The sequence below is a fragment of the Tenacibaculum sp. genome, assembly GCF_048269885.1.
In the GTDB taxonomy this organism is placed as follows: Bacteria; Bacteroidota; Bacteroidia; order Flavobacteriales; family Flavobacteriaceae; genus Polaribacter.
Map to the genome: position 1 here is coordinate 72,051 of NZ_JBLWTZ010000013.1, position 26,191 is coordinate 98,241.

Annotated in this window: 27 protein-coding genes; 18 read left to right on the forward strand and 9 right to left on the reverse strand. The window is 32.2% G+C overall.

The features are described 5' to 3' along the window. The first annotated feature begins 19 nt into the window (after nt 1-19). From dapF to ACN0WY_RS11145, 4 genes are all read left to right on the forward strand, one after another. Nucleotides 20-796, forward strand: coding sequence for a diaminopimelate epimerase (gene dapF, locus ACN0WY_RS11130; RefSeq protein WP_417800394.1), 777 nt, complete (start codon nt 20-22; stop codon nt 794-796). Beyond that, entirely contained in the window at nt 796-1,320 is a 525-nt protein-coding gene (locus ACN0WY_RS11135) for a GNAT family N-acetyltransferase (protein WP_417800395.1), read from the forward strand. The genes dapF and ACN0WY_RS11135 overlap by 1 nt, the downstream gene beginning before the upstream one ends. After that, nucleotides 1,313-2,341, forward strand: coding sequence for an endolytic transglycosylase MltG (gene mltG, locus ACN0WY_RS11140; protein WP_417800396.1), 1,029 nt, complete (start codon nt 1,313-1,315; stop codon nt 2,339-2,341). The genes ACN0WY_RS11135 and mltG overlap by 8 nt, the downstream gene beginning before the upstream one ends. Nucleotides 2,342-2,509: 168 nt before the next feature. Continuing rightward, complete coding sequence (locus ACN0WY_RS11145; protein WP_417800418.1) at nt 2,510-3,130, forward strand: peptidoglycan-binding protein LysM; 621 nt, start codon at nt 2,510-2,512, stop codon at nt 3,128-3,130. A 47-nt stretch (nt 3,131-3,177) separates the two neighbouring features. Here the strand turns inward: ACN0WY_RS11145 and ACN0WY_RS11150 are convergent, their stop codons facing one another. From ACN0WY_RS11150 to dnaA, 3 genes are read right to left on the reverse strand one after another with little or no spacing between them, the layout of a single operon-like run. Beyond that, on the reverse strand, nt 3,178-3,882 hold the full coding sequence (locus tag ACN0WY_RS11150; protein ID WP_330487201.1) for an SAM-dependent methyltransferase: 705 nt from the start codon (nt 3,880-3,882) through the stop codon (nt 3,178-3,180). After that, nucleotides 3,872-4,339, reverse strand: coding sequence for a low molecular weight protein-tyrosine-phosphatase (locus ACN0WY_RS11155; RefSeq protein ID WP_330487202.1), 468 nt, complete (start codon nt 4,337-4,339; stop codon nt 3,872-3,874). Before ACN0WY_RS11155 ends, ACN0WY_RS11150 begins: the two co-directional genes overlap by 11 nt. 36 nt (nt 4,340-4,375) lie before the next feature. Beyond that, nucleotides 4,376-5,800 (reverse strand): chromosomal replication initiator protein DnaA, encoded by a 1,425-nt coding sequence (dnaA, locus tag ACN0WY_RS11160; protein WP_047789195.1) that lies wholly within the window; start codon nt 5,798-5,800, stop codon nt 4,376-4,378. 172 nt (nt 5,801-5,972) lie between these two features. On the opposite strand from dnaA, the gene ACN0WY_RS11165 reads away from it, so the two are divergent. The 4 genes from ACN0WY_RS11165 to secA all read left to right on the forward strand — a co-directional run bounded on the left by ACN0WY_RS11165 (nt 5,973) and on the right by secA (nt 10,772). Continuing rightward, nucleotides 5,973-6,392 (forward strand): acyl-CoA thioesterase, encoded by a 420-nt coding sequence (locus tag ACN0WY_RS11165; protein WP_417800397.1) that lies wholly within the window; start codon nt 5,973-5,975, stop codon nt 6,390-6,392. Nucleotides 6,393-6,400: 8 nt separating this feature from the next. Continuing rightward, nucleotides 6,401-6,973, forward strand: a complete 573-nt coding sequence (locus ACN0WY_RS11170) for a cob(I)yrinic acid a,c-diamide adenosyltransferase (RefSeq protein ID WP_330487204.1) — start codon at nt 6,401-6,403, stop codon at nt 6,971-6,973. A 100-nt stretch (nt 6,974-7,073) separates the two neighbouring features. Continuing rightward, a complete protein-coding gene (locus ACN0WY_RS11175; protein WP_047789198.1) occupies nt 7,074-7,295 on the forward strand; it encodes a DUF2795 domain-containing protein in 222 nt (73 codons plus the stop codon). Nucleotides 7,296-7,421: 126 nt separating this feature from the next. Further along, nucleotides 7,422-10,772, forward strand: a complete 3,351-nt coding sequence (gene secA / locus ACN0WY_RS11180; RefSeq protein ID WP_330487205.1) for a preprotein translocase subunit SecA — start codon at nt 7,422-7,424, stop codon at nt 10,770-10,772. A 45-nt stretch (nt 10,773-10,817) separates the two neighbouring features. Here secA and ACN0WY_RS11185 read toward each other — a convergent pair whose 3' ends face one another. Continuing rightward, nucleotides 10,818-11,075 carry a hypothetical protein gene (locus ACN0WY_RS11185; protein WP_417800398.1) on the reverse strand — a complete coding sequence of 86 codons (258 nt, stop codon included), beginning with the start codon at nt 11,073-11,075 and terminating at the stop codon, nt 10,818-10,820. A 195-nt stretch (nt 11,076-11,270) separates the two neighbouring features. Between ACN0WY_RS11185 and ACN0WY_RS11190 the strand changes: the two genes are divergently transcribed. Then, nucleotides 11,271-12,143: a UDP-2,3-diacylglucosamine diphosphatase gene (locus ACN0WY_RS11190; protein ID WP_417800399.1), complete on the forward strand. Its 873-nt coding sequence runs from the start codon at nt 11,271-11,273 to the stop codon at nt 12,141-12,143. Between the two features lie 95 nt (nt 12,144-12,238). Further along, complete coding sequence (locus ACN0WY_RS11195; protein ID WP_417800400.1) at nt 12,239-13,255, forward strand: glycosyltransferase family protein; 1,017 nt, start codon at nt 12,239-12,241, stop codon at nt 13,253-13,255. On the opposite strand, the gene ACN0WY_RS11200 is transcribed toward ACN0WY_RS11195, so the two are convergent. Beyond that, the gene (locus tag ACN0WY_RS11200; RefSeq protein ID WP_417800401.1) at nt 13,242-13,907 is read right to left on the reverse strand and encodes a uracil-DNA glycosylase; all 666 of its coding nucleotides are present in this window, start codon (nt 13,905-13,907) and stop codon (nt 13,242-13,244) included. The genes ACN0WY_RS11195 and ACN0WY_RS11200 overlap by 14 nt on opposite strands. A gap of 37 nt (nt 13,908-13,944) precedes the next feature. Between ACN0WY_RS11200 and ACN0WY_RS11205 the strand changes: the two genes are divergently transcribed. Both ACN0WY_RS11205 and ACN0WY_RS11210 read left to right on the forward strand, forming a co-directional pair. Next, nucleotides 13,945-16,152 carry an endonuclease MutS2 gene (locus tag ACN0WY_RS11205; RefSeq protein WP_417800402.1) on the forward strand — a complete coding sequence of 736 codons (2,208 nt, stop codon included), beginning with the start codon at nt 13,945-13,947 and terminating at the stop codon, nt 16,150-16,152. A gap of 96 nt (nt 16,153-16,248) precedes the next feature. Beyond that, nucleotides 16,249-16,593 (forward strand): 5-carboxymethyl-2-hydroxymuconate Delta-isomerase, encoded by a 345-nt coding sequence (locus tag ACN0WY_RS11210; protein ID WP_330487211.1) that lies wholly within the window; start codon nt 16,249-16,251, stop codon nt 16,591-16,593. A 73-nt stretch (nt 16,594-16,666) separates the two neighbouring features. Here the strand turns inward: ACN0WY_RS11210 and hutH are convergent, their stop codons facing one another. Beyond that, nucleotides 16,667-18,172, reverse strand: a complete 1,506-nt coding sequence (gene hutH / locus ACN0WY_RS11215) for a histidine ammonia-lyase (protein WP_330487212.1) — start codon at nt 18,170-18,172, stop codon at nt 16,667-16,669. Between the two features lie 168 nt (nt 18,173-18,340). On the opposite strand from hutH, the gene ACN0WY_RS11220 reads away from it, so the two are divergent. Next, nucleotides 18,341-19,729, forward strand: a complete 1,389-nt coding sequence (locus ACN0WY_RS11220) for a TlpA family protein disulfide reductase (RefSeq protein ID WP_417800403.1) — start codon at nt 18,341-18,343, stop codon at nt 19,727-19,729. 74 nt (nt 19,730-19,803) lie between these two features. Here ACN0WY_RS11220 and ACN0WY_RS11225 read toward each other — a convergent pair whose 3' ends face one another. From ACN0WY_RS11225 to ACN0WY_RS11235, 3 genes are read right to left on the reverse strand one after another with little or no spacing between them, the layout of a single operon-like run. Then, a complete protein-coding gene (locus tag ACN0WY_RS11225; protein ID WP_417800404.1) occupies nt 19,804-20,604 on the reverse strand; it encodes a TIGR00266 family protein in 801 nt (266 codons plus the stop codon). A 34-nt stretch (nt 20,605-20,638) separates the two neighbouring features. Continuing rightward, nucleotides 20,639-21,496: a class D beta-lactamase gene (gene blaOXA / locus ACN0WY_RS11230; protein ID WP_417800419.1), complete on the reverse strand. Its 858-nt coding sequence runs from the start codon at nt 21,494-21,496 to the stop codon at nt 20,639-20,641. Between the two features lie 7 nt (nt 21,497-21,503). Then, on the reverse strand, nt 21,504-21,959 hold the full coding sequence (locus ACN0WY_RS11235) for a DUF4442 domain-containing protein (RefSeq protein WP_330487216.1): 456 nt from the start codon (nt 21,957-21,959) through the stop codon (nt 21,504-21,506). Between the two features lie 155 nt (nt 21,960-22,114). Here ACN0WY_RS11235 and ACN0WY_RS11240 point away from each other — a divergent pair, with 155 nt between their 5' ends. The 5 genes from ACN0WY_RS11240 to ACN0WY_RS11260 all read left to right on the forward strand — a co-directional run bounded on the left by ACN0WY_RS11240 (nt 22,115) and on the right by ACN0WY_RS11260 (nt 26,183). Then, entirely contained in the window at nt 22,115-22,543 is a 429-nt protein-coding gene (locus ACN0WY_RS11240; RefSeq protein ID WP_330487217.1) for a DUF4870 domain-containing protein, read from the forward strand. Between the two features lie 16 nt (nt 22,544-22,559). Beyond that, nucleotides 22,560-22,904 carry a PadR family transcriptional regulator gene (locus ACN0WY_RS11245; protein WP_330487218.1) on the forward strand — a complete coding sequence of 115 codons (345 nt, stop codon included), beginning with the start codon at nt 22,560-22,562 and terminating at the stop codon, nt 22,902-22,904. Further along, a complete protein-coding gene (locus ACN0WY_RS11250) occupies nt 22,897-24,873 on the forward strand; it encodes a PspC domain-containing protein (RefSeq protein ID WP_417800405.1) in 1,977 nt (658 codons plus the stop codon). Before ACN0WY_RS11245 ends, ACN0WY_RS11250 begins: the two co-directional genes overlap by 8 nt. A 19-nt stretch (nt 24,874-24,892) precedes the next feature. After that, a complete protein-coding gene (locus tag ACN0WY_RS11255) occupies nt 24,893-25,399 on the forward strand; it encodes a nuclear transport factor 2 family protein (RefSeq protein WP_417800406.1) in 507 nt (168 codons plus the stop codon). 166 nt (nt 25,400-25,565) lie between these two features. Continuing rightward, the gene (locus ACN0WY_RS11260) at nt 25,566-26,183 is read left to right on the forward strand and encodes a MarC family protein (protein ID WP_330487221.1); all 618 of its coding nucleotides are present in this window, start codon (nt 25,566-25,568) and stop codon (nt 26,181-26,183) included. Nucleotides 26,184-26,191: the final 8 nt, after the last annotated feature.

Below are 26,191 nucleotides of genomic sequence, written 5' to 3' on the forward strand. Positions count from 1 at the left end.
TGTATCTTTGTTCTTTATTATGAATTTAGAATTTTACAAATACCAAGGAACCGGAAACGATTTTATCATGATTGATAACCGTTCAAAAACCTTTCCAAAAAATAAAACTGACATAATTGCAAAATTATGTGATAGACATTTCGGTATTGGAGCTGATGGTCTTATCTTACTTGAAGAAGATAAGACCACCGATTTTAAGATGGTATACTATAACTCTGACGGTAATGAAAGTACGATGTGTGGTAACGGAGGTCGTTGTATTGTAGCTTTTGCTCATAAACTTGGACTTTTCGAAACCGAAACTACTTTTATTGCTATTGATGGATTGCATCATGCCTCTATTATTAACAACCTTGTTTCTTTACAAATGATTGATGTTGACAAGGTGAATATTTTTGACAAGTATGTTTTTACCAATACAGGATCGCCACACCATGTTCAGTTGGTAAACGATCTTGCAAATTATGATGTCTTTTCAAACGGAAAAGAAATTAGGAATGAGATTTATGGCACTGAAGGCAGCAACGTTAACTTTGTAGAACAAATAACTGACAATACTTTTAAAGTACGTACCTACGAACGAGGAGTTGAAGATGAAACTTTAGCTTGTGGTACTGGTGTTACTGCCGTCGCCATAGCCATGCATGCAACCAAAAAAACAAATAGTTCTTCTATTATTTTACCTGTTGAGGGTGGAGAATTAGAAGTTTCTTTTAAAGAGCAAAACGGAATCTATTCTGAGGTCTTTTTAAAAGGACCTGCTACTTTTGTATTTATAGGTAAAATAAATATTTAGTGCATACGTTAACTGGAACACATATCAAATTAAGAGCCTTAGAACCCGAAGACTTGGAATTTTTATTTCAAATTGAAAACAATGAGTCTTTTTGGGAAGTGAGTCATACACAAACTCCATTTTCTAAATTTTTACTAAAACAGTATTTAGAAAATGCTCATTTAGATATTTATGAAGCCAAACAATTACGATTAGTTATTGATGATAAAGTGACTGGTAAATCTATTGGGATGATAGATTTGTTCGATTTTAACCCGCAACATAAAAGAGCTGGTATCGGAATTTTGATCCATCCTGACTTTCAGCAGAAAGGGTTTGCCTCTGAAGCTTTACAATTACTAATTAACTATTGCTTTACACATTTGCATTTACATCAATTGTATGCAAATATTACGAATGATAACACCAATAGCTTACACCTTTTTGAAAAACAAAATTTTAAGCAAATTGGAATTAAGAAAGATTGGATTTTTTACAACGGAACATATAAAGACGAACTATTATTTCAACTAATAAATGAATAAGAAAATTATTTTAGGAGGTATTGCCGCCATTTTTTTAATTGGTGGAATTATTGGATTTAACTACTATCAGAAAATATTTGGTAAAGCAGTTACCAAAGATGGGGCTATATACATAGGTTCTAACGCTTCTTTTATAGATGTCAAAAAACAACTTTCTGAATTTGTTAAACATCCTGAAAATTTTGTTTGGGTTGCAGAAAAGAAAAAATTCACACAACCTAAAGGTGGAAAATACCTATTAAAAAAGGGTATGAACATGAATGATGTTGTAAACCTTTTACGCAGCGGAAATCAAACACCAATTACTCTATCATTCAACAATCAAGATACCTTAGAAAAATTAGCAGGAAGAATTGCTGAACAAATTGAAGCAGATTCTATTGCTCTATTACAGGCTATGAAAGATCCTGCTTTTTTAGCTACCAATAAATTTACTGAAAAATCAGCTTTAGGAATGTACATTCCGAATAGCTATGAGTTTTATTGGAATACTTCTGCTGAAAATTTCCGTGATAAAATGCTACGCGAATACAATCGTTTTTGGACTTCTGCTAGGTTAGACAAAGCTAAAAAACTGAACCTTTCAAAAGAAGAAGTAATTACATTAGCTTCTATCGTTCAGAAAGAAACAGCTAAAAAAGTAGAGCGTCCTATTGTTGCTGGTTTGTATTTAAATAGATTAAAAGATAACTGGCCTTTGCAAGCCGACCCAACAGTTATATATGCAATTAAAGAAGTTAAAGGGCAAGATTTTGTTGTCAAAAGGGTTTTAAACAAAGATTTAGTAATAGACTCTCCTTACAACACTTATAAAAACACGGGACTTCCTCCTACTCTGATTGCCATGCCAGATATTTCATCTATTGATGCTGTTTTAAACCATCAAAAACACAATTATTACTATATGTGTGCAAGTGTTGACAAGATTGGTTTTCATGAATTTGCGAATTCTTTAGCGCAGCATAATCGAAATGCTGTAAAATATCAACAGTGGATAAATCAACAAGGGATAAAGAGATAAATTAACAAAATTTTATTCTCATTAATTACAACAAAATATTACCAAAAAGTTAACAAAACATCTTTTTTTTTGTTTTTTACCTAAAAAAAACACCGGAAAACAACTTAATTATCAATAGTTAAAAAACTGTAAATTATTGATTCATAGCTTGTTATAAAAAATTACCGTATCTTTGCAACGCTAAACAGAAAGTATTTAATTATCAGACATTTAGTATTAGTATTTTTAGGATTTGTATTATTAACCAGTTTTACAGAGACTACAGCTAAAAAAGAAAAAACTACTACAACAACGCCAATACCAATTCATAAGGTAGAAAAGGTTAACATTCCTTTTTTATTAAATGATTTTGTAGGATTTAAAGAAGCTTTGGCTTTTAAAGAATCACAAGGCAGGTATAGAGTAGTTAACACACTTGGATACTTAGGGAAATACCAATTTGGTAGGGAAACCCTAAAGAGATTTAGAATTTACAACACCACTCACTTTCTTAAAAACCCAAAATTACAAGAACGCACATTTGTTGCTTATTGTAAGTTAAACAAATGGATTTTAAGAAAAGACATTAAGAGAAGTGTTGGCAAAACCATCAATGGAGTTAAAATAACCGAATCTGGTATTTTAGCAGCAGCACATTTAAGTGGTGCAGGTAATGTAAAAAAGTTCTTACGTTCAAACGGGTCAATCCGTTTTAATGATGCCTATGGAACCTCTATACAATCATACCTTAAAAAGTTTGCTGGTTATGATGTTTCTAACATCAAAGCCAATAAAAAACCAACGGTTTAACTAATAAGAAAACAACAAAAAAGCATCGATTAAAATCGATGCTTTTTTTATTTATGAATGATAAAAATTGCTGGTCGCTTATGTAAATCGGTCTTCACATGCTTCCATTCTTTTACCGTTAGTGTTTTAATATACTCTGTTGGAAGTGTTATATCACACGCCACACAAACTCTTGTATCAGGAGATAAAGTAGCACGTAAATCATCTAGCATTTTTTCATTCCTGTAGGGAGTTTCGATAAAAAGTTGCGACTGATTCTTTTCTTTTGAAAGTTTTTCCAAATCCTTAATAGCTCTTTTTCTATCTGATTTATCAATAGGTAAATATCCGTTAAACGCAAAACTCTGCCCATTCATACCAGACGCCATAATTGCTAATAAAATAGAGGAAGGTCCTACTAGCGGAACTACTTGAATCCCTTTTTGATGCGCCAACTTCACAATATTTGCTCCTGGATCTGCCACTGCCGGCACTCCAGCTTCAGAAAGCAAACCTACAGACATTCCTTTTTCACAAGCATCCAAATAGTTCTTGGTTTCTAAATCGTCAGAATACTTGTCCAATAACATTAACTCCAGTGAAGGTTGTGATTTTGTCGGTGTAATTCGTTTAATAAATCTCCGAGCAGACTTCTCATTTTCAACAATAAAGTAATCTAATTGTTCTACCACTTTTTTTACTGATAATGGCATCACTTCTAATGGTTCAGTATCACCTAACGTAGTAGGAATCAAGTATAATTTACCTTTCATTTTTTTGTTCTAATTTTGAAGCTATCATTTCACACGCTTCGTCTAACATTTTATACACATTTTCAAAACCTTGATCTCCTCCATAGTACGGATCTGGAACATTCCTGTTTTCATTAGGATACAATTCGTTCAGAATCATCTTTACTTTTTCATGCTGTTTTTTATTTTTAGACAAGGCTACAATATCAGCATAATTACTCTGATCCATTGCAAAAATCGTGTCAAACTTATCAAAATCAGCTCTTGTAAATTTTCTTGAACGTTGACTGCTAAGATCTATTCCGTATTTTCTAGCCACTTCAATAGAGCGTCTATCTGGTAATTCTCCTACATGATACCCAGCAGTACCAGCAGAATCAACTATAAAACTTTCCGATGACACTTTGGATTTTAAAATCCCCTCAGCAAGAGGAGATCGACAAATATTACCTAAACAAACCATTAATATTTTTTTCATATTCATAAAAAAACCTCACTTAGTGAGGTTCGTTATTTATAAAGTTAACTTTTTTGTTAAGTCTTCTACATACTTTTTAAACTGCTTATCAGTTTCAGTCAAATTATCTACAGTTTTACATGCATGTAACACCGTTGCATGATCTCTTTTACCTATTTGACTTCCAATACTTGCTAACGACGACTTTGTCATACGCTTCGCAAAATACATCGCTAACTGACGTGCTTGTACAATGTGACGTTTACGTGTTTTTGATTGTAAGGTTGCCACATCCATATCAAAGTATTTTGACACTACTTTTTGAATATAATCAATAGACAGTTCTTTTTTCGTATTTTTTACAAACTTATCTACAATTTGTTTCGCCAACTCAATTGTAAATTCTTTTCTGTTAAAAGAAGCTTGAGCTATCATTGAGATTATCACTCCTTCTAATTCACGAACATTAGACTTGATATTCTTTGCAATATACTCAACGATTTCTTCTGGCATTTCAACACCATCTCTATACAATTTATTTTGTAAAATAGAAATTCTTGTTTCGTAATCAGGCGCTTGTAACTCAGCCGATAATCCCCATTTAAAACGAGACAACAATCGTTGTTCGATATCTTGCATATCAACAGGCGCTTTATCTGAAGTTAAAATAACCTGTTTTCCGTTTTGATGTAAGTGATTAAAAATATGAAAAAACACATCTTGCGTACCAGCTTTCCCTGATAAAAACTGTACATCATCAATAATCAACACATCAATCATTTGATAGAAGTGGATAAAATCATTTCTAGTATTTGATTTTACCGAATCAATAAACTGCTGCGTAAATTTTTCAGAAGAAATATACAATACCGTTTTATCTGGATACTTATCTTTAATCTCAACACCTATAGCATGTGCTAAGTGTGTTTTTCCTAATCCAACTCCTCCATATATTAATAGTGGATTAAACGAAGTTCCTCCAGGCTTATTTGCTACTGCCATACCTGCAGAACGTGCCAACCTATTAGAATCTCCTTCTACAAAATTCACAAAATTGTAGTTAGGATTGAGTTGAGATTCTATCTTCACTTTTTGTAAACCAGGAATCACAAATGGATTTTTCAATTCTCGTTTTGACTCTAACGGAACTGTTACCTTCTGTGGTTTTAATGGGTTACGATTTGAACTAGGTATTTTTACTGTTTGAGGGCTATTACTACTGTACGTATTTTCCATACGTACATCGTAAATTAATTTAGCATCATTTCCTAGCTGACGAACCAAAGCTACTCTTAACAGTTTTATGTAATGCTCTTCTAACCACTCGTAAAAAAATTTACTTGGTACTTGAACTGTCAAAGCTTCCCCTGCCAATTTAATAGGCTTTATCGGCTCGAACCAAGTCTTATATGCCTGTGGTTTAATGTTGTCTTTGATAAAAGACAAGCATTCCATCCAAACTGAATCGGCTGTTTTAGTCATATTGGTAAAAAACAATTTTAGTTGTTAATTTTTATTCAGGTTTAGGGGACACCAAACATGAAAGTCTGGGCGAACAAAAGTGTGAATAAATTTTAGTATAAAAAAATCAAATCACTATTGACTTTTATTTTTTTTTTGCGTATCGTTAATGCTACTAAAATAAAAAAATCTTTTGCAAAAACATCACACATCTATACGTGTTCGGTATGCTGAAACTGATCAAATGGGAGTAGTTTATCATGGAAACTACGCACAATTTTTTGAGATTGGTCGTACCGAATGGCTACGTTCTCTGGGCGTTACCTACAAATATATGGAAAAAACAGGAATCATGTTGCCTGTTATTTCTTTATCTTGTAGCTTTAAAAAATCGGCATTGTACGACGACGAATTAACCATTACTACTATTTTAAAAAAGACCCCTTCAGTAAAAATTGAATTCGATTACGAAATTACCAACCAACATAACGAACTAATTTCTACTGGAAATACCGTGTTAGCATTTATTAACAAAAAAACAAAAAAACCTATGCGGTGCCCTGATTATATTTTAGATAAATTAGCTATCTTAAAAAATGAATCAACCACGTAAAAAAACACATGAAAATATATACCAAAACAGGAGATAAAGGTACCACTGCCCTATTTGGGGGGACTCGAGTACCCAAATATCATTTAAGAATAGAAAGCTATGGAACTGTTGATGAACTCAACTCTTACATTGGGTTAATTAGAGATCAAAATATTGACCATACTTTAAAAGAGAAACTAACAAAAATTCAAAGTGATTTATTCACATTAGGTGCCATGTTAGCTACACCACCTGAAAAGGAAACTTTAAAAAGTGGTAAAGAGCGCTTAAACATTCCTAAAATTAATGAAGAGTCTATTCAGTTTTTAGAAGACGAAATTGACCTTATGAATAAAGACCTACCTCAAATGACACACTTTGTATTACCAGGCGGTCATCAAACCGTGTCATTTTGTCACATAGCGCGCTGCGTATGCCGTAGATCGGAACGATTAGCTGTGGCTTTAAACGAAGAAGAAACAATTAGCAATACTGTTTTAAAGTATTTAAACCGACTTTCTGACTACCTTTTTGTGTTGGCACGGAAGTTGACCCAAGACTTACAAGCTGAGGAAATTAAATGGATTCCTGAAAAGCTATAACTAAGTTCTTTAATTATTGATTTCACATTTTTTAAAAAAAACTTGACTTTTTACAAAAAAAAATTATTTTTGCGGAAAATCTTATTAAACAGATAAAGAAATGTATTGGACACTTGAATTAGCATCTTATTTAGCAGATGCACCCTGGCCTGCAACTAAAGACGAATTAATTGATTACGCTATTCGTACTGGAGCACCGTTAGAAGTGGTAGAAAACTTACAAGATATCGAAGATGAAGGTGAGGCATACGATTCTATTATTGAAATCTGGCCAGATTACCCTACTGAAGAAGATTATCTTTGGAATGAAGATGAATACTAGAAAAAATAAATCATAAAAAGTCTCTTTTACAGAGGCTTTTTTTTTGCTTACTTTTAAGCACTCAATAAAAACACAAAAAACGCTAATTAAAAACAACTTAATTAGCTATAAAACAATATTTTACAAATGAGCGTTTTAAATTCGATTATAAAACTATTTGTTGGAGACAAACAACAAAAGGATCTAAAATCACTACAACCGATCGTTGAAAAGGTACGATCTTTTGAAAATTCTTTAAGCAGTTTATCAAATGATGAATTACGAGCAAAAACAATTGAGTTTAAATCAAAAATTAAAGACGCTACCAAATCTTTTAACGATAAAATAGCTGATCTTGAAGAAGAAGCTAAAAGTGCAGACATCGATCGTCAAGAAGACATTTATACAGAAATTGATAAATTAAAAGACGAAGCTTACGAAGCTTCAGAAGCTGTTTTATTAGACATTATGCCAGAAGCCTTTGCTCTTGTAAAAGAAACCGCAAAACGTTTTGCTAATAATACAGAATTGGAAGTAACTGCTACTCCTTTCGATAGAGAGCTATCAGCTACTAGAGAACACATTACCTTAGAAGATGACCAAGCTTTTTGGGCTAATTCATGGGATGCCGCTGGTAAAGAAGTTATTTGGGACATGATTCATTACGATGTACAGTTAATTGGTGGATCTGTATTACACCAAGGTAAAATTGCTGAAATGATGACAGGTGAAGGTAAAACCTTAGTTTCTACTTTACCTGTATACTTAAACGCTTTAACAGGTAATGGAGTTCACGTTGTTACTGTAAACGACTACTTAGCAAAACGTGACCGTGCGTGGATGGCTCCTATTTTTGAGTTCCACGGATTGAGTACTGACTGTATTGATTTCCACCAACCAAATTCAGAAGCCCGTAGAGAAGCTTATAATGCTGATATTACTTACGGAACTAACAATGAGTTTGGTTTCGACTACTTACGTGATAACATGGCTAACTCTAAAAAAGATTTAGTACAACGTGCACCAAACTATGCTATTATTGATGAGGTGGATTCTGTTTTAATTGATGATGCCCGTACGCCATTAATTATTTCTGGACCAGTACCACAAGGAGGTGATCATGAATTTAATGAGTTAAAACCGCTAGTTGCCGATTTAGTTTCTCTTCAAAATAAATACCTAGTAGGTGTTTTAGCTGAAGCTAAACGTTTAATTAAAGAGGGTGATACTAAAGAAGGTGGTTTTTTATTATTAAGAGTTTACAGGGGGCTTCCTAAAAACAAAGCCTTAATTAAGTTTTTATCGCAAGAAGGCGTGAAACAAATCCTTCAAAAAACGGAAAACTTTTACATGCAAGACAACAACAAGCTAATGCCTGAAGTTGATGCTGAATTATGGTTTACTATTGAAGAAAAAAACAATCAAATTGACTTAACAGATAAAGGTATTGCACACCTTTCTGATATCACTAAAAATGAAACATTCTTCGTTTTACCAGATATTAGTGTAAAAGTTGGTCAAATAGATAATAGCGACATTACTCCAGAAGAAAAAGCTAATCAAAAAGAAGAATTATACCGTGAGTTTAGTGTAAAGAGTGAGCGAATTCATACCATGAACCAACTTTTAAAAGCATACACTGTTTTTGAAAAAGATGTGGAATATGTGGTAATGGATAATAAAGTAATGATTGTAGACGAGCAAACGGGTCGTATTATGGACGGTCGTCGTTACTCTGACGGGTTACACCAAGCCATTGAAGCAAAAGAAAATGTGAAGATTGAAGACGCTACGCAAACGTTTGCTACCGTTACTTTACAAAACTACTTTAGAATGTACCGTAAATTATCTGGTATGACAGGTACAGCGATTACAGAAGCAGGTGAATTCTGGGAAATCTACAAATTAGATGTGGTTGAAATTCCTACAAACAAACCAATTCAAAGAGACGACAAACAAGATTTAGTTTATAAAACTACACGTGAAAAATACAACGCTGTAATTGAAGATATCGTAAAATTAGTAGGAGAAGGAAGACCGGTACTAGTAGGTACTACTTCTGTTGAAATCTCTGAATTATTAGGAAGAATGTTGCAAATCCGTAAGATTCCTCACAATATCTTAAATGCGAAATTACACAAAAAAGAAGCAGATGTAGTTGCTGAAGCTGGTAAACCTGGAGTGGTAACTATTGCAACCAACATGGCGGGTCGTGGTACCGATATTAAATTATCTGATGAAGTTAAAGCCGCAGGTGGTTTAGCTATTATTGGTACAGAGCGTCACGATTCTCGTCGTGTAGACCGTCAGTTACGTGGTCGTGCAGGACGTCAAGGAGATGTAGGTTCTTCTCAATTCTATGTAGCCTTAGACGATAACTTAATGCGTTTATTTGGTTCTGAAAGAATTGCGAAGATGATGGATAGAATGGGATTAAAAGAGGGAGAAGTTATTCAACACTCTATGATTTCTAAATCTATTGAAAGAGCTCAGAAAAAAGTAGAAGAAAACAACTTCGGTATCCGTAAGCGTTTATTAGAGTACGATGATATTATGAACGCTCAACGTGAGTTTGTATACAAACGTCGTCGTCATGCTTTAGACGGAAAGCGTTTACAGATTGATATTGCAAACATGATTTATGATACTTGTGATTCAATTGTAAGACAAAACAAGGCTACAAAAGACTTCCAAAACTTTGAATTCGAATTAATCCGTTTCTCTGCAATGACTTCTCCTTTTTCTGAAGAAGAATTCAATAAAACATCAGAGCAAGATTTAATTGACAAGCTATACAAAATAGTAACGGAACACTACAAAAACGATGCAGAAAGAAATGCAGAAAATGCATTCCCAGTAATTAAAAATGTTTTTGAAAACGAAGGTGATCGTTACGAGCGTATCGTTGTTCCTTTTACAGATGGTTCTAAAACATTACAAGTAGTTACCAACTTAAAAGAAGCTTACGAAAGTGAAGGAAAGTCATTAGTAAACGACTTTGAGAAAAACATCACTTTAGCGATTATTGATGAGAACTGGAAAGATCATTTACGTAAAATGGATGAGTTAAAACAAACTGTTCAAAACGCTACGTATGAGCAAAAAGACCCGTTATTAGTTTATAAATTTGAGGCTTTCGAATTATTCCAAGAAACAATTGATAAAATCAACAAAGAGGTATTATCTTTCTTATTCAAAGGAAAATTACCAAGTCAAGAAGCTTCACAAGTATCTGAAGCTCGTGAACAACAACGTGAGCAATTAGATTTACGTAAAGACGAGGTTCAAAACTCAACACAACAAGCCATTAGCAATGCTCGTAATCAACAAACACAAGAACAGCAAGCTGTAGAAACTATTGTGCGTGAACAACCAAAAATTGGTCGTAACGAAAAAGTTACTATCAAAAATGTAATGTCTGGTGAAGAAAAAGAGGTTAAGTACAAGCAAGCCATTCCTTTATTAGAAAAAGGAGAATGGGTATTGTACAACAAGTAACCTTGAAACAAATTATATAAAAAAGCTCGGTAAAAGCCGAGCTTTTTATTTTTTCTTCCTACCTCCTCTAATTCCTATCATTCTGTACGCATAAGTTCCTGGGCTACTTATTTCCTCGTTTTTATCTATAATTTTTTTAGTAGTTTTATTATAAAAATCAGCATATACTTTCTGACTTTTATAATAGGGTGGTTTACCTTCTATAACTCCTTCAATCCCTATAACTTCAGCTGTAGTATTTTTCCAACTATTTCTTTGAACAAAAAAAATTAAACCTCTTTTTATTCTCGTAATATATTTCATAAATATTCACAATCTTTTTAATTTTTCAAATTAAGACATTAAATTTAACGTTCTTTTCTCTGTTAACATAACTTTACTTTTACATAACCTTTACTACACTTTTAAGTAAAGATTTTATTACCAATATTTTATAATTACTTCACCTTATAAAAACATTCGAAAAGTAACTTTGATAAACATCGAAGTATACTTAGAATGAAAAGACACAAAAAACGTAAATTAGATATTGCTGTAATATCAGATGTACATTTAGGAACTTTTGGTTGCAGAGCTACCGAGCTTCATAATTACCTAAAAACTATCAATCCTAAAATATTAATCTTGAACGGAGATATTATTGATATTTGGCAATTTAACAAACGTTACTTTCCGAAACCTCACATGAAAATCATCAAACAATTGATGAACTTTATCACTTCTGGAACAAAAGTGTATTACATCACAGGAAATCACGATGAGATGTTACGTAGGTTTAAAGGTTTTCGCTTAGGAAGCTTTGAAATCGTGAACAAAGTAGTGCTTGATATTGACGGTAAAAAGGGGTGGTTTTTTCACGGGGATGTTTTTGATGTGACCATGCAACATTCAAAATGGCTTGCAAAACTAGGCGGAATGGGTTATGATTTTTTAATCCTTATTAATACGATTGTAAACTGGGTAAGTCATAAACTAGGATACGGCAGACTCTCTTTCTCCAAAAAAATAAAAAACAGTGTAAAAAGTGCTGTTAAATTCATTAATAATTTTGAAATGACAGCTACCGAAATTGCAATTAATGAAGGGTACGACTATGTCATATGTGGTCATATTCACCAACCAGAAATAAGAACCGTAAATACAGACAATGGTACAACTGTATATTTAAATTCTGGCGATTGGATAGAAAACTTAACCGCTTTAGAATACAAAAACAACAATTGGTCTTTATACGAATACGAAAAAGACGAAATAGCTAAAAACATCCATTTAAATTATACCGTAAAAGATTTAGAGCTTGTAAGCTCAGAACACAATAATAGCGAGCTTTTTACTGAGTTACTTAAAGAATTTAACATTAAAACTCAATAACCGTGAAGCCTATAATGGGCATTAAATTAGGAAATGGTCAGTACCTTCTAAATAGGTAATTTTCTAAAAACAACCATAATAAAAAATTTAAAAAGATGAAAATATTATACGCTTTTCAAGGAACAGGAAACGGACATGCAAGTAGAGCCTTAGAAATAATCCCATATTTACAGAGACGTGGTGATGTAGATGTATTGGTTAGTGGTTCGCAATACGAAATAGGGCTTCCATTCGATATAAAATACAAATTACATGGCTTGGGGTTTGTTTTTGGTAAAAAGGGAGGAATTGACCTAATTAACACCTTAAAAGACTTAAACCTAAAGAAAGTTTACAAAGAAATTAAAACGTTACCCGTAAAAGAATACGATTTGGTCATTAATGATTTTGAGCCTATCTCAGCTTGGGCATGTTTATTTAGAAATGTCCCTATCATTTCTCTTAGTAATCAAAACGCTTTGTTAAACGAGAAAAACTCTGCTTTTAAAAGGTTTAGGTTAGAACGTTTAATTATTAAATACTATGCCCCTGCAAAAAACAAATTCGGATTTCACTTTAAAACTCATTCCTCTTCAACCTTCTTGCCTATTATTCGTAAGGAAATTCGTTATCGAAATATTACAAATAAAGGTCATTACACGGTATATTTACCCTCTTATAGTGACGAAAAAATAATCAAAGTACTTTCAAGCATAAAAGACATAAAATGGCAGGTATTTTCTAAGAAAACAAAAGAACATCAATTCTTTCATAATATTACTATCCTACCAATAAACGACGATGCTTTTATTCGTAGCATGGCTTCTGCTAAAGGAATAGTTTGTGGTGCTGGTTTTGCAACACCTACAGAGGCCTTATATTTACGTAAAAAACTGTTGGTTATTCCAATGAAAAATCAATACGAACAACAATGCAATGCTGTTTCCTTAAAAGAAATGGGGGTTACAGTTGTAAAAAAACTAAGCAAAAAACAATTGCCAAAAATTGAAAAGTGGATCAACACTAACAAAGTTGTTAAAGTACACTACCCTGACGTTACTGAAGATATACTAGACGCTATTATTTTACCGTATTATAACAAAACCATTTTACCAGAAATTACCATCGAATAGTTGCCGAATCGATACTTTGTAAAAAATTGTTGGTTTTAGAAAAATGTTTGTTCTCAAACCAGTACCCCCTATTAGCACTTAATGGTGACGGATGACCTGAGGTTAAAATATGATGTTTATTTTTATCAATAAGTTTTGCTTTTTTCTTAGCAAAACCACCCCAAAGTAAAAATACTACATTTTCTTTTTCTTCAGAAATTTTCTGAATTACGGCATCAGTAAATTGTTCCCAACCTTGCTTTTGGTGGCTTCCTGCCTCCCCTGCTCTTACAGTTAAAGTTGCGTTTAATAACAACACTCCTTGTTTTGCCCAACGAGATAAATCGCCACTTTTAGGGTATGAAATATTTACATCTTTTTCTATTTCTTTAAAAATATTAATCAATGATGGAGGATGTGCAATACCCTCATGTACCGAAAAACACAATCCGTTTGCCTGCCCTACTCCATGGTATGGGTCTTGTCCTAAAATCACCACTTTCAAATCCTCTAACGCACAAAAATCAAATGCTGCGAAAATATCTGATCCTTTTGGATAACACGTATGTTTTGAATATTCATTTTTAATAAAACTGGTAAGATTTTCAAAATACGGTTTTTCAAATTCAGATTGTAAAATATTTTTCCAGCTATCATTAATTTTTACTTGCATTGTTTGTTATTTTTGTCGTGGTTTCAAATATACTATTTTGACTAAAAACATTACAGAAAAAACACTTCAAGATTTAGAATTTACAACGGTTTTAGAACAAGTTGCAACGCACTGTATCTCTAATTTAGGAAAAGAGAAAACAAGGCAAATTCAACCTATTTCAAACAAAAAAAAGTTATTTTTTGAGTTGAATATGGTGAATGAATATCTGTCTTCTTTTGAAAATGAAAACAGAATTCCAAATCATTATTTTGAAGATATTTCTGAAGAAAGTAAACGACTCGCTATTGAAAACAGTTTTTTAGAAACAGACGGTTTCTTAAAAGTTTCAGCTGTTTCAGAAACAGTAAATGAACAAAAGAAGTTTTTAAAAAAATTTCAAACCTACTACCCTACATTATTTACTTTAAGTGATCACCTTGAGTTTACAACAATAATTGTAGATAGTATAAAAAAAGTTATTACTCCGTATGGTGAGGTTGCTGACAATGCTTCTACGGCATTAAAACAAATACGAAAAGAAATTGGTTCCGTAAGAGGTAAAATTTCTGAGAGTTTTTCTCGTGCCTTGAGTAAAAATATAGCTAGTGGATACTTAGATGATATCAAAGAAACGGTAATTGATAATCAACGTGTGTTAGCTGTTTTAGCAATGCACCGTCGTAAAGTTAAAGGGAGTTTATTAGGATCATCAAAAACAGGAAATATTGTATATATCGCTCCGCAAGCTACCTTAGCTTACAGTAGAGAGTTACAAAACCTTTTGTATGAAGAAAAGCAAGAAGTAGTACGCATACTAAGGAATCTAGCTACTGAAATACGTCCTTATACTCCGCTCTTAAATGAGTATGTTTCGTTTTTAACACATTTAGATGTGGTGGGTGCTAAAGCAAAATATGCTAAGAGCATCAATGGATTGCTACCTAAAATCACTTCAGAGAAAAAAGTGTTTTTTAAAAATGCATTTCACCCTATTTTATGGCAAAAGAATAACGCTAAAAATATTGAAACTATTCCACAGACTATTCAGTTAAGTGAAGAGCAGCAAATTATTGTGATTTCAGGTCCGAATGCTGGAGGGAAAAGCATCACTTTAAAAACTATTGGCTTACTACAACTTATGCTTCAAAGCGGATTATTGATTCCTGTTCATGAGCGTAGTGAAACCACTCTTTTCAATACGATTTTAACAGATATTGGCGACAACCAATCTATCGAAAACCAATTGAGTACCTATAGCTATCGATTAAAAAACATGCGTTACTTTTTAAGAAAATGTAATGACAATACCTTGTTTTTAATTGATGAATTTGGTACAGGTTCTGATCCTGAATTAGGAGGTGCTTTGGCTGAAATTTTCTTAGAAGAGTTTTATGAAAAGAAAGCCTTCGGAATTATTACCACGCATTATGCTAACCTAAAAGTATTAGCAGATGAATTGGATAATGTTACCAATGCCAATATGCAGTTTGATGAGCGTACTTTAGAGCCTTTATACAAATTGTATATAGGACAAGCAGGGAGTTCTTTTACGTTTGAAGTAGCACAGAAAAACGGAATTCCGTACAGCTTAATCAACCGTGCTAAAAAACGTGTAGAAACTGAAAAAGTTCGTTTAGATAAAACAATCTCAAAACTTCAAAAGGAACGAAATCGTTTACAAAAAACTTCTGAAAGTTTAAACAAACAAAAATCTAAAGGACAAGAGCATATTGAAAACTTACAAGAGAAAGAGCTTAAAATACGTGAAAAACTAGAAGGTTTTCAAGAATTATATGACAACAACCAACGTATGTTATCTTTAGGGAGGAATATTAATGAAATGCTTAATAAATACTTCCAAACAAATAATAAAAAAGAGCTTTCTGCTAGTTTTTTTAAATGGGCAATGGCAGAAAAGACCAAGTACATAAAGAAAAACCCTCCTAAAAAGAAAACCAAAACAGAAAAGAAAGAAGACAAAGTTGCTACACAAAAACAACAGGAGGCTATTAAAAAAGTAGAAAAAGAAGTGCTTCAAAAAGTGGTAAAGGTTCGCGAAGAAAAGAAAAAAGAAGCGGAAAAAATTGCCAAAGAAAGAGCTGCCTATGTTTTTAAAGTAAATGACAGAGTTCGTTTAATTGACGGAAATGCAGTAGGAACCATTGATAAAATAGAAAAGAAGAAAGCGTTTATTAATTACGGCTTGTTCACTACAGAAGCCAAAATTGAGCAGTTGGAATTAGTAGAGCGTGCTAAAAAATGATTTGTTAGTAGAAAAAAATCATGCAGCAACTTCCATGGTCATAATTTACAAAGAATTGTCATACGTTAACCTATAAAAACAACTAAATAAATAATTATGCCACATTTTGTAATTGATTGCTCTGAAAACATTATCAAATTAAAATCACCTAAAGAGATTATTCAAAAAGTTTATGATACAGCAGAATCAACAAATCTTTTTGATAATAGAGATATTAAGGTAAGAATTAATCCATTTGAGTATTATACTGTAGGAAATACTAGTGATGATTTTATCCATATTTTTGCTAATATTATGGAAGGAAGGAACACTGCTCAAAAAAAGAATCTTTCAGAAAAGATTGTTACTGAATTAAAATTAATGTTTCCTGAAGTTCCAATTATTTCTATTAATATTAGAGCTTTTGAAAAAGCTACTTATTGTAATAAATCTATGGTATAAGCAGTACAAATAAAAAGCTCAAATTGTAAAATTACAATTTGAGCTTTTTTATATTAATTTATGTGATGATTACTTAAAATAGTTCATCAACCTCAATAGTTAAGTTATTGATAAAGTTTTCTGCATTCTTTATATCAGTATGCAATACCCTGTCGTCATTCACTACAGGCACATCTTGTCTAAACATACTTACAAAAGAAGTTAAAAACTCAGAAGTACTATGTTCTCTAAAAGAAAGTCCCTGAGAAGCATTCATTAACTCAATAGCTAATACTGAACACACATTATCTATTACTTTTTTAGCTTTAACAGCCGCATTAGCTCCCATACTTACATGGTCTTCTTGTCCGTTACTCGATACAATAGAATCTACACTCGATGGTGTACAGAATTGTTTATTTGCACTTACAATACTAGCCGCAGTATATTGTGGAATCATAAATCCACTATTTAAACCTGGGTTAGACACTAAAAAGTCCGGTAATCCTCTTAAACCAGAAACCAACTGATAAGTTCTTCTTTCTGAAATATTTCCTAATTCTGCAATTGCAATAGCTAAATAATCTAAAGCTAAAGCAAGCGGTTGCCCATGGAAATTTCCTCCAGAAACAATAATATCTTCATCTACAAAAATATTCGGATTATCTGTTACCGAGTTTATTTCTGTAATAAATGTTTTTTTCACAAACTCTAATGTATCTTTTGTTGCTCCATGAACCTGAGGCATACATCTGAATGAGTAAGGATCTTGCACATGTTCTTTTGGTTGTTCAATTAACTCACTTCCTTCTAATACTTCCTTAATACGTTTAGCGGTAGCTAATTGTCCGTTATGTGGACGTACCAAATGTATCAACTCATTAAATGGCTCTATTCTTCCGTCAAAAGCTTCCAAAGAAACCGCCCCAATTACATCTGCTAAATAAGAAAGTTTATAAGCCTTTAATAAGTTATGCACACCATAGGCACTCATAAATTGAGTTCCATTTAATAGCGCTAAGCCTTCTTTTGATTGTAAGTTTATTTTCTCCCAACCAAATTTTTCTAATAAGTTTTCTCCTGAAATTCGTTCTCCTGCAACGTGTACCTCTCCTAGACCAATTAACGGTAATGAGAGATGAGCTAAGGGTGCTAAATCACCAGATGCTCCCAACGAACCTTGTGTATATATAACAGGTAAAATATCATTGTTATAAAACTCAATCAAACGCTCAACGGTGGCCAACTGAACTCCAGAATGACCGTAACTCAGCGACTGTATTTTAAGCAACAACATTAACTTTACAACTTCATGAGGAACTTCGTCTCCTGTTCCACAGGCGTGGCTCATTACCAAGTTTTCTTGAAGCTGTTGTAAATTATCTCCACTAATTTTAACGTTACATAACGAACCGAATCCTGTATTAATTCCATAAATAGGATCGCTATGCGTTTTCATTTTCTCATCAAGATAAGCGCGACATTTTACTATCTTTTCTTTTGATTCTTCTGATAGAGAAAGCTTTTTATCTAGTAATACAATACGATGAATATCTTCTAAACCAACTGGTTGTGAATTTATTATATGTGTAGTATCCATTTTAATATTTTTAAGGTGTACAAAGAACCAAAAAAAAGATAAAACTTCAAGCTGATTTTTTGTAAAAAATAGAGTGTTGTTTAAATAAACTGTTAATTTTTTTGATTAAAAAGTTAAAAAAAGTAACTTCGACGCCTTAAACACCATATTCTCACTAAACATTAAACAATGAAAAAACTAGTACTTTTAGTCCTCTTAGGAGTTACCATAATTTCATGTAAAAAAGAAGAAAAGCCTGTTAAAGACTACTTAGTCTTCACTGGTAAAATTGACAACTTCAAAAAAAGTAATGTTACTTTAAATGGCTTTCGTTTTGAAAAGAAAATAAAATTTGATAGAAAGACTGGCTCTTTTATCGATACCCTTAGAATTAATAGAGATGGTTATTATACTTTATTATGTAATAAAAAACCAATTAATTTATACCTAACGAAAACGGACGATGCTGGTATTGTATTTGATTACAAAAATGCTGATGTGATAAATTTTGAAGGCACAAATGCAAAAATTAATAGCTACCTTCATGAAAAACAAAAAACATGGCCTGAAATACTTGTTAGCGCTAACAAATACTTTGCTTTAGATGAAGAAGAGTTTTTGAATAAAACTAATGAATATAAAGATGCTGTAACGGAGCTTTCTATTGCTAAGCAATTACCTGCTGATTTCTTAAAACAAGAAGTAAAAAACATTGATTATGAATGTTTAAGAAACATATATAATTATCAAGATTTTCATGCTACTTTAACTGGTAACAAAGACTTTAAAGTTTCAGAAGATTTTCCTGACCCATTAGAAAACTTTAACTACAGTAGTGGTTCTGACTATGTTAACTGCTACTTCTACAGAGCAATGTTAGAAACAGAGTTAAAAAACATGGCTAAAGAAAAAAATAAAGAAGGAGAAGATTATTATTTAACTTATCTAGAAACTGTACAAACTGAAGTAACTGATTCAATCGCTAAAAACGATTTGCTATACAATAGTGCTGAAAGTAGTATTACCTATGCCAGTGACTTAAAAGAGTTTTATAGAAAGTTCATGGCATATTCTACTAATAAAGCACACAAAAAAGAGATTACTAAAGATTACGAATTATTAAAAACTACTGCAAAAGGACAACCCGCTCCTAAGTTTAAAGATTATGTAAACTATGATGGAGGAACTACTTCTTTAGATGACTTATTAGGCCACGGAAAGTACTTATATATTGATGTTTGGGCTACTTGGTGTGCTTATTGTAAAAGAGAAATCCCTTTATTAAAGAGATTGGAACAAGAATACCATGGTAAAAACATTGAGTTTGTAAGCATTAATGTTGATGCTAAAGGGAATGATGAAAAATGGAAAGAAACTATTCAAGACAGAGAAATGACGGGTATACAGTTAATGGCTGGAGATAGCCATTTAAACTTAGACTGGGCTCAAAACTTCTTAATTAAAGGTTTGCCTAGGTTTATCATCATTGATCCAGAAGGTAATATTGTAAGTCCAAACGCTCCTGCACCATCAGAAGGAGAAAGATTAATCAATATGTTTGAAGAGTTAGGAATCTAAACCTTATTATCATAAACTAAAAAAAGCCGCTAAATTTAGCGGCTTTTTTTAGTTTATATATTAAAACAATAATTTTAAAATCTATTATCTCCATCTAAGATATCTCCTAAACCACCCAAAACACTGCCTTCTCCTCTATCGCCTTTTCCTGTTTGTGGAGCCATAGCCAACACTCTACCTGCTAATCGACTAAATGGCAATGATTGAATATATACCGTTCCTGGACCTCTTAATTTTGCAAAGAACAATCCTTCTCCTCCAAAAATGGTATTCTTTATACCGCCTACAAATTCAACATCATAATCAACATCTTGGGTAAAACCTACAATACAGCCTGTATCTACTTTTAAAACCTCACCAGGTTCTAATACTTTTTTTGCCATGGTACCACCAGCATGCACAAAACCTATACCATCACCTTCCATTTTTTGCATGATAAATCCTTCTCCTCCAAACAGTCCTCTTCCTAAACGTTTTGAAAACTCAATTCCGATAGACACCCCTTTAGCTGCACATAAAAAAGCATCTTTCTGACAAATAAACTTCCCTCCAAATTCTGTTAAATCAATGGGAATAATTTTTCCCGGATATGGGGAAGCAAAAGAAACTTGTTTTTTTCCTCGACCATCATTGGTAAAAACTGTCATAAACAAACTTTCACCTGTTAATATTCGTTTTCCTGCAGAAAAAATTTTCCCTAGCAACCCTTTTTCTTGATTTGAACCATCTCCAAAAATCGTGTTCATTTTTACATCGGCATCCATCATCATAAAACTACCACTTTCGGCAACAACTCCTTCTTGAGGGTCTAATTCTATTTCTACATACTGCATTTCTTCTCCAAAAATGCGATAATCAATTTCGTGTGCATTCATATTTTTTTGTTTTTATACTTATAAGAAGATTTTTTTATTGTTTTGTTACAAATGATTCATTTTCTCTTAAAACTTTTAATACATCAAGAGCTTTAAAAGTCACTTCTTTCCTTTCTTTATTAAAAAATTCCATAGAAAAACTCTTTTGAGGCACAACGTTTGTTGCAAAGAAAAAAACATTGCTTTTAACCAACACATAGCCAACAAACCAACCATTGTTTTCTTCACCTCTAATCGACCAACCTGTTTTACCTCTCAACGTAAACAAGTTGTTTTTAGATAATACCATCATTTTTTTTACAATACTATCGGTTCGCTTTGAAATAGGTAAACTAGAATTGTATAATCTTTTTAAAAAGTCGATTTGTTCAAATTGACTGATCTTAGATTTTCCTTCTAACCAAAAGTTATCTAAAGTTGTTTCGTTTACATCCATTGAACCAAAAGCTAACTTTTCTAAATTAGACTTCATTCTTTCAACTCCAATTTTTCTAGCAACTTCCTGATAACAAGGAACACAAGAATAATAAAAAGCCTCTTTAAATAGTAAATCTTGTTCCCAAACTTTTAAAAACCTTGATTCTCCATCCCATTTAAAAATTGTACTATCACTTTTAACGACTTCTGTTTCTAGAGCAATGATAGAATTTGGAATTTTAAATGTTGACGCTGGTAAATTTCCTTTTTTACACCAATCAAAATCATTAGAATAATACACATCTTTATACAAATCATAAACTAGTATAGCTCCTTCTAATTTTGCCTTATCAAGTATTTCTTGAAACTGATTATTAACTAAAAACTTTGTTTCAACTTTCTCTTTTTTACTCTTTTCTACACTCTCACAAGAAAATAGCAGTACTATAATTATAAAAATATAATTAAACCTCACCACAAAACTAATTTTTAACCTTTAAACTCCATTCATATTCAAATTTTGAAACAGAAATCTCTTCTTCGTTAAAACCTTCTGAAGTAACAGTTATTGTTTGCCCTTCACCTGTATCTATTGCTTTTTGTATAGTTTCTCTTATTAATTTACCATCGTTACATTCAAAACGAATTTTCCCTGTAGCTTTTTTAGTAAAGGTTCCATTCATATTTGTAACTAGCATTGAAATTTTTTTGTTCGACGCATCTATTTCTTTCATTACCAAAATACCTGTTGATAATTCTGATGCCATTCCCTGTACCGCCCAGAACATCGATTTAAACGGATTTTGATTCACCCATCTATGGGTAACTTTAACCACTGCCGTATCGTTGGTAAGTGATTTTAATCGTACTCCAGTAAAAAAAGCTGAGGGTAACTTAAATAATAAAAAGGCATTAACTTTTTTAGGTGTAAACTTCATTTTTTTCAGTATTTACAGGCAATGTACAGCTTTTTATTTAATTATTTCGTTTCATTTAAATGTTAAATTTTGTTAATTTTTAGTACTATGTATTGCATAATACCTTTTAAAAGATATATATTTGCATTGTAAAGTATTATATAAATCATTTCACTATGCAACACAACGACCAAAATACCAATGCTTTTTTAATACATATCTCTGCTTTTGCAGGGTATTTATTTCCTTTAGGAAGCATTATTACCCCACTTATATTATGGCAAACTTTAAAAGAGCGAAGTCCCTTTTTAAATGAACATGGTAAAGAAGCCGTTAACTTTAACATCAGTTATAGTTTGTATATTTTTATACTAAGCCTCTCTTTTATCCCTTTTTTCTTCAGAAGAATTTTCAACGGATTTGAGGGGATGGACATCGACTTTGGTGGATATCACGGTTATGGAGGATTGTTTGGCATTTTTGGATTTGCTTCTGTTGTAAGCATTGTTGCTCTTATAAAAATAGCACTGATAATTATAGCTGCGATGAAAGCAAACAAGGGTGAGATGTATAGATATCCACTTACAATAAAATTTATAAAATAACCATAAACCGCATTACATGAAGATAGAAAACACAAAAGCACAAATGCGTAAGGGCGTTTTAGAATACTGTATCTTATCTATTTTACAAAAAGGAGATGCATACACCTCTGAAATACTCTCAAATCTTAAAAGTGCTGAAATGATTGTGGTTGAAGGAACCATATATCCGTTGCTTACCCGCTTAAAAAACGCAGGATTATTAAGTTACAGATGGGAAGAATCAACCTCTGGACCACCAAGAAAATATTACGTACTCACCGAGAATGGCGGAATGTTTTTAAAAGAATTAGATAAAACATGGCATAATTTAGTAAACGCAGTAAACCAAGTAACAAGCACAAAATCAACTAAAAATGAATAAGACAATAAATATAAACCTAGGCGGATTTTTCTTCCATATAGATGAAATTGCCTATCAGAAATTAAAACGATACTTAGACGCTATTGCTCGTTCGTTAAGCGATGACCCACAGGGTAAGAATGAAATTATAGCCGATATTGAAGCTCGCATTAGTGAGTTATTATCTGAAAGAATCACCGATGCTCGTCAAGTTGTAAATGAAAGCGATATAGAAGAAATTATTGCGATTATGGGGCAACCTGAAGATTATGCCGAAGCGGAAGAAGGATATAGCGAAAACACTTCTTACACCTATAAAAGAAATACAGCTAACAAAAAAATGTTTAGAGATGGCGATGATAAGTTTTTAGGAGGAGTTTGTTCTGGACTTGGACATTATTTCAATATCGATGTTGTTTGGATTCGTTTAGCTTTCCTTATTTTAACATTGGCCGGATTTGGTTTTGGAATTATAGGATACATTATTTTATGGGTTATACTACCAGAAGCTAAAACTACTTCCGAAAAATTACAAATGGAGGGAGAAGCAGTAAATATTGATAATATTGAAAAAAAAATTCGCAATGAATTTGAAAACCTTTCCTCAAAAGTAAAGGAAGGCGCCCATGATTTATCGGATAAAATTTCAAATGCTGATTATCAAAAATTACGCAACCAAACTAAATCTGGTTTTCAGGATTTTATAGACACTATGGGTAAAATTTTACTGGCCGTATTCAAAGTGTTTGGTAAATTCATGGGCGTTTTATTAATATTTATTGCTGGGATTACAATCATTTCATTATTACTAACCTTATTTTCGGTAGGTAGCTTAGAGATCTTAAATTTTGATGGAGATATGATTCATTATCCTCCTTTCTTTTACGATTCAGCAATGCCTAAATGGTTGTTAATGACATTTGTATTTTTCTTGATAGGAATTCCTTTTGTTGTCCTATTTATTTTAGGATTACGAATTTTATCTCCTAATATTAAAAGACTCGGTATTGCAACCGTTTTAACATTGTTTGGACTTTGGTTAATCTCTTTATTAGCAATCGGTTTCTCTGGTATTGAATATTTTACTACACATGCTTACGATGGTGCACATGTTTCAAAACATAGTATTACATACAACCAAGAAGAACCTTTAAAAATACGAGTAGTAAACGATGATAATATTTACTATCAACACAATTTACGCAATAGAGATAATTCAATATCTGTTCATGTAAATGATAAAGAAATGAAGTACTCTAATGATATAAATATTGATGTTCGCAAAAGTGAAACTGGCAGTGCTTATATAGAAATTAAGAAAACTTCTGAAGGAAGAAAGCGAAATGATGCCAATAGCAACGCAGAAGCTGTTCTATACAACTTTAAAACAGCTAACAACACTATTGTTTTTGATGCCTTTTTTATTAGTGAATACAAAAACATGTGGAAAGATGAAGAAATTGACGCTGTTGTATACATTCCTGAAGGAACAACTATATATTTTGAAGGTTCGTCTCGTAACTTTTTAGATGATGTAAAAAACGTTCAAAACGTATACGATCGTGATATGGCCAATCATCATTTTAAAATGACTTCTAAAGGTTTTGACTGTTTAGATTGTGACGAAGAAGACATCAACAATAATGAAGATTCTGATGATTGGGATTCTGATAATGACGATGAAGTAAGTTTCTTATTTGATAGTACAATTAATGATGCAAAAGCTGAATTTATCATCTCAAAGAAAACTACTGAAAATGAACTTAACAAATTAATTGACTGGTTTAAAGATCGCAAAAACATAGATATTGATATTGTTGACTCAAAATTTCATACTGACAAAACAATTAGCAATCTCGTTTTAGAAATTGATTGTAACGATGGATATGTAGGTAGTATTAAAATTTCAAACGGTACTTTAGATACTATATCAAAAGGTTTCCGTAGACTGTATAATGAAGAAGGAGCTTTGAGCTTTAAAACTTGGTAAATGCATAAACTGAAAAACTATGAACGATGTATTTGACTTCTTCTTTAAGGGTAACTTTTTTATGAAAATAGTTACACTTTTATACACGCTATTACTATCATGGGTAATGAACGGACAGGTACAAGAAATCCCTAACTACAAACCTGTTGATATTGATTTACACAATCAAATTGCAACAATGGATAGCATATTCTTTAACGCTTATAATACTTGTGACATGAAAACACAGTCTGATATTTTAAGTGATGATATTGAGTTTTTTCATGACAAGGGAGGTTTATCTACTTCTAAAAGTGAAATTATAGCGGCCACTAAAAAAAATATTTGTGGTAAGGTCACTCGAACCTTAATAAAGGGAAGTATTGAAGTATACCCTATTAACAACTATGGAGCCGTTCAAATAGGTTATCATAAGTTTTTTAATAATAGAGAACCTAATGCTAAATCTACCCCTAGTAAGTTTATCGCCATTTGGAAAAAAGAAAACGCAAAGTGGTTGATGACAAAAGTAATTAGCTTACATTAAAAATATAGTTGATACTAACAACATTAGTTCATTGGTTTAGCTAACTCCGATGACACTAATACTTGGTTTTATTAGTTAAGCCAAAGCTGTAGAGCTTTGGCTTTTTTCTTTTTATATTTGATACTACATTCAAAAAAAGTAACTTCGTTATCTAACAAATTTTACAATGGTAGCAGAAATAATTACAACTATCCTTTTTTTAATTGCAGTGATCGACCCTCTAGGAACAGTTCCTGTATATTTAGAAGCTACCAAACAATTAGATACATACCACAAGAAAAAAGTAGCTATCCGCGCATCGTTCATTGCTTTTTTAATTCTACTATTCTTTATTGTCGTAGGACAAATTATTTTAGAGGGGATGAAAGTTACTCTAGATGCTTTTCAAATTTCTGGAGGTGTTATCCTTTTCCTTTTTGCTTTAACTATGATTTTTGGTGAAGGAAAACCTGAATCTGAAAAACATTTAATTTCAGATTATAAACATGTTACTATTTTCCCTGTAGCAATTCCTTCAATAGCTTCACCAGGAGCTATCATGGCAGTAGTATTATTAACTGACAACCATATATATACTATTCAACAACAAACCATCACTACCTTACTCGTTCTTTTTGTAGTAGCGCTCACTATGATAATTCTTTTATTGGCCAGCCGTATACAAAAAAGGATTGGCGAATATGGTATTACAGTTATTAGTAAAGTAATGGGGCTTATCTTGGCCTCTTATGCTGTACAAAGTATTTTAAGTGGGCTAAAAGGCTTTTTTTTAATGGCTAACTAAACTAGCAC

Bases quoted from the DNA above. Each gene is read 5' to 3' on its own strand.
- ACN0WY_RS11250 (WP_417800405.1), top strand. From the start codon at position 22,897: ATGAATAAGACAATAAATATAAACCTAGGCGGATTTTTCTTCCATATA.
- ACN0WY_RS11235 (WP_330487216.1), bottom strand. From the start codon at position 21,959: ATGAAGTTTACACCTAAAAAAGTTAATGCCTTTTTATTATTTAAGTTA.
- ACN0WY_RS11170 (WP_330487204.1), top strand. From the start codon at position 6,401: ATGAAAATATATACCAAAACAGGAGATAAAGGTACCACTGCCCTATTT.
- ACN0WY_RS11245 (WP_330487218.1), top strand. From the start codon at position 22,560: ATGAAGATAGAAAACACAAAAGCACAAATGCGTAAGGGCGTTTTAGAA.
- ACN0WY_RS11150 (WP_330487201.1), bottom strand. From the start codon at position 3,882: ATGAAAGGTAAATTATACTTGATTCCTACTACGTTAGGTGATACTGAA.
- ACN0WY_RS11255 (WP_417800406.1), top strand. From the start codon at position 24,893: ATGAACGATGTATTTGACTTCTTCTTTAAGGGTAACTTTTTTATGAAA.
- ACN0WY_RS11195 (WP_417800400.1), top strand. From the start codon at position 12,239: ATGAAAATATTATACGCTTTTCAAGGAACAGGAAACGGACATGCAAGT.
- ACN0WY_RS11175 (WP_047789198.1), top strand. From the start codon at position 7,074: ATGTATTGGACACTTGAATTAGCATCTTATTTAGCAGATGCACCCTGG.
- ACN0WY_RS11225 (WP_417800404.1), bottom strand. From the start codon at position 20,604: ATGAATGCACACGAAATTGATTATCGCATTTTTGGAGAAGAAATGCAG.
- ACN0WY_RS11155 (WP_330487202.1), bottom strand. From the start codon at position 4,339: ATGAAAAAAATATTAATGGTTTGTTTAGGTAATATTTGTCGATCTCCT.
- secA (WP_330487205.1), top strand. From the start codon at position 7,422: ATGAGCGTTTTAAATTCGATTATAAAACTATTTGTTGGAGACAAACAA.
- ACN0WY_RS11260 (WP_330487221.1), top strand. From the start codon at position 25,566: ATGGTAGCAGAAATAATTACAACTATCCTTTTTTTAATTGCAGTGATC.
- dnaA (WP_047789195.1), bottom strand. From the start codon at position 5,800: ATGACTAAAACAGCCGATTCAGTTTGGATGGAATGCTTGTCTTTTATC.
- dapF (WP_417800394.1), top strand. From the start codon at position 20: ATGAATTTAGAATTTTACAAATACCAAGGAACCGGAAACGATTTTATC.
- ACN0WY_RS11185 (WP_417800398.1), bottom strand. From the start codon at position 11,075: ATGAAATATATTACGAGAATAAAAAGAGGTTTAATTTTTTTTGTTCAA.
- ACN0WY_RS11190 (WP_417800399.1), top strand. From the start codon at position 11,271: ATGAAAAGACACAAAAAACGTAAATTAGATATTGCTGTAATATCAGAT.
- ACN0WY_RS11210 (WP_330487211.1), top strand. From the start codon at position 16,249: ATGCCACATTTTGTAATTGATTGCTCTGAAAACATTATCAAATTAAAA.
- ACN0WY_RS11200 (WP_417800401.1), bottom strand. From the start codon at position 13,907: ATGCAAGTAAAAATTAATGATAGCTGGAAAAATATTTTACAATCTGAA.
- ACN0WY_RS11240 (WP_330487217.1), top strand. From the start codon at position 22,115: ATGCAACACAACGACCAAAATACCAATGCTTTTTTAATACATATCTCT.
- mltG (WP_417800396.1), top strand. From the start codon at position 1,313: ATGAATAAGAAAATTATTTTAGGAGGTATTGCCGCCATTTTTTTAATT.
- ACN0WY_RS11220 (WP_417800403.1), top strand. From the start codon at position 18,341: ATGAAAAAACTAGTACTTTTAGTCCTCTTAGGAGTTACCATAATTTCA.
- hutH (WP_330487212.1), bottom strand. From the start codon at position 18,172: ATGGATACTACACATATAATAAATTCACAACCAGTTGGTTTAGAAGAT.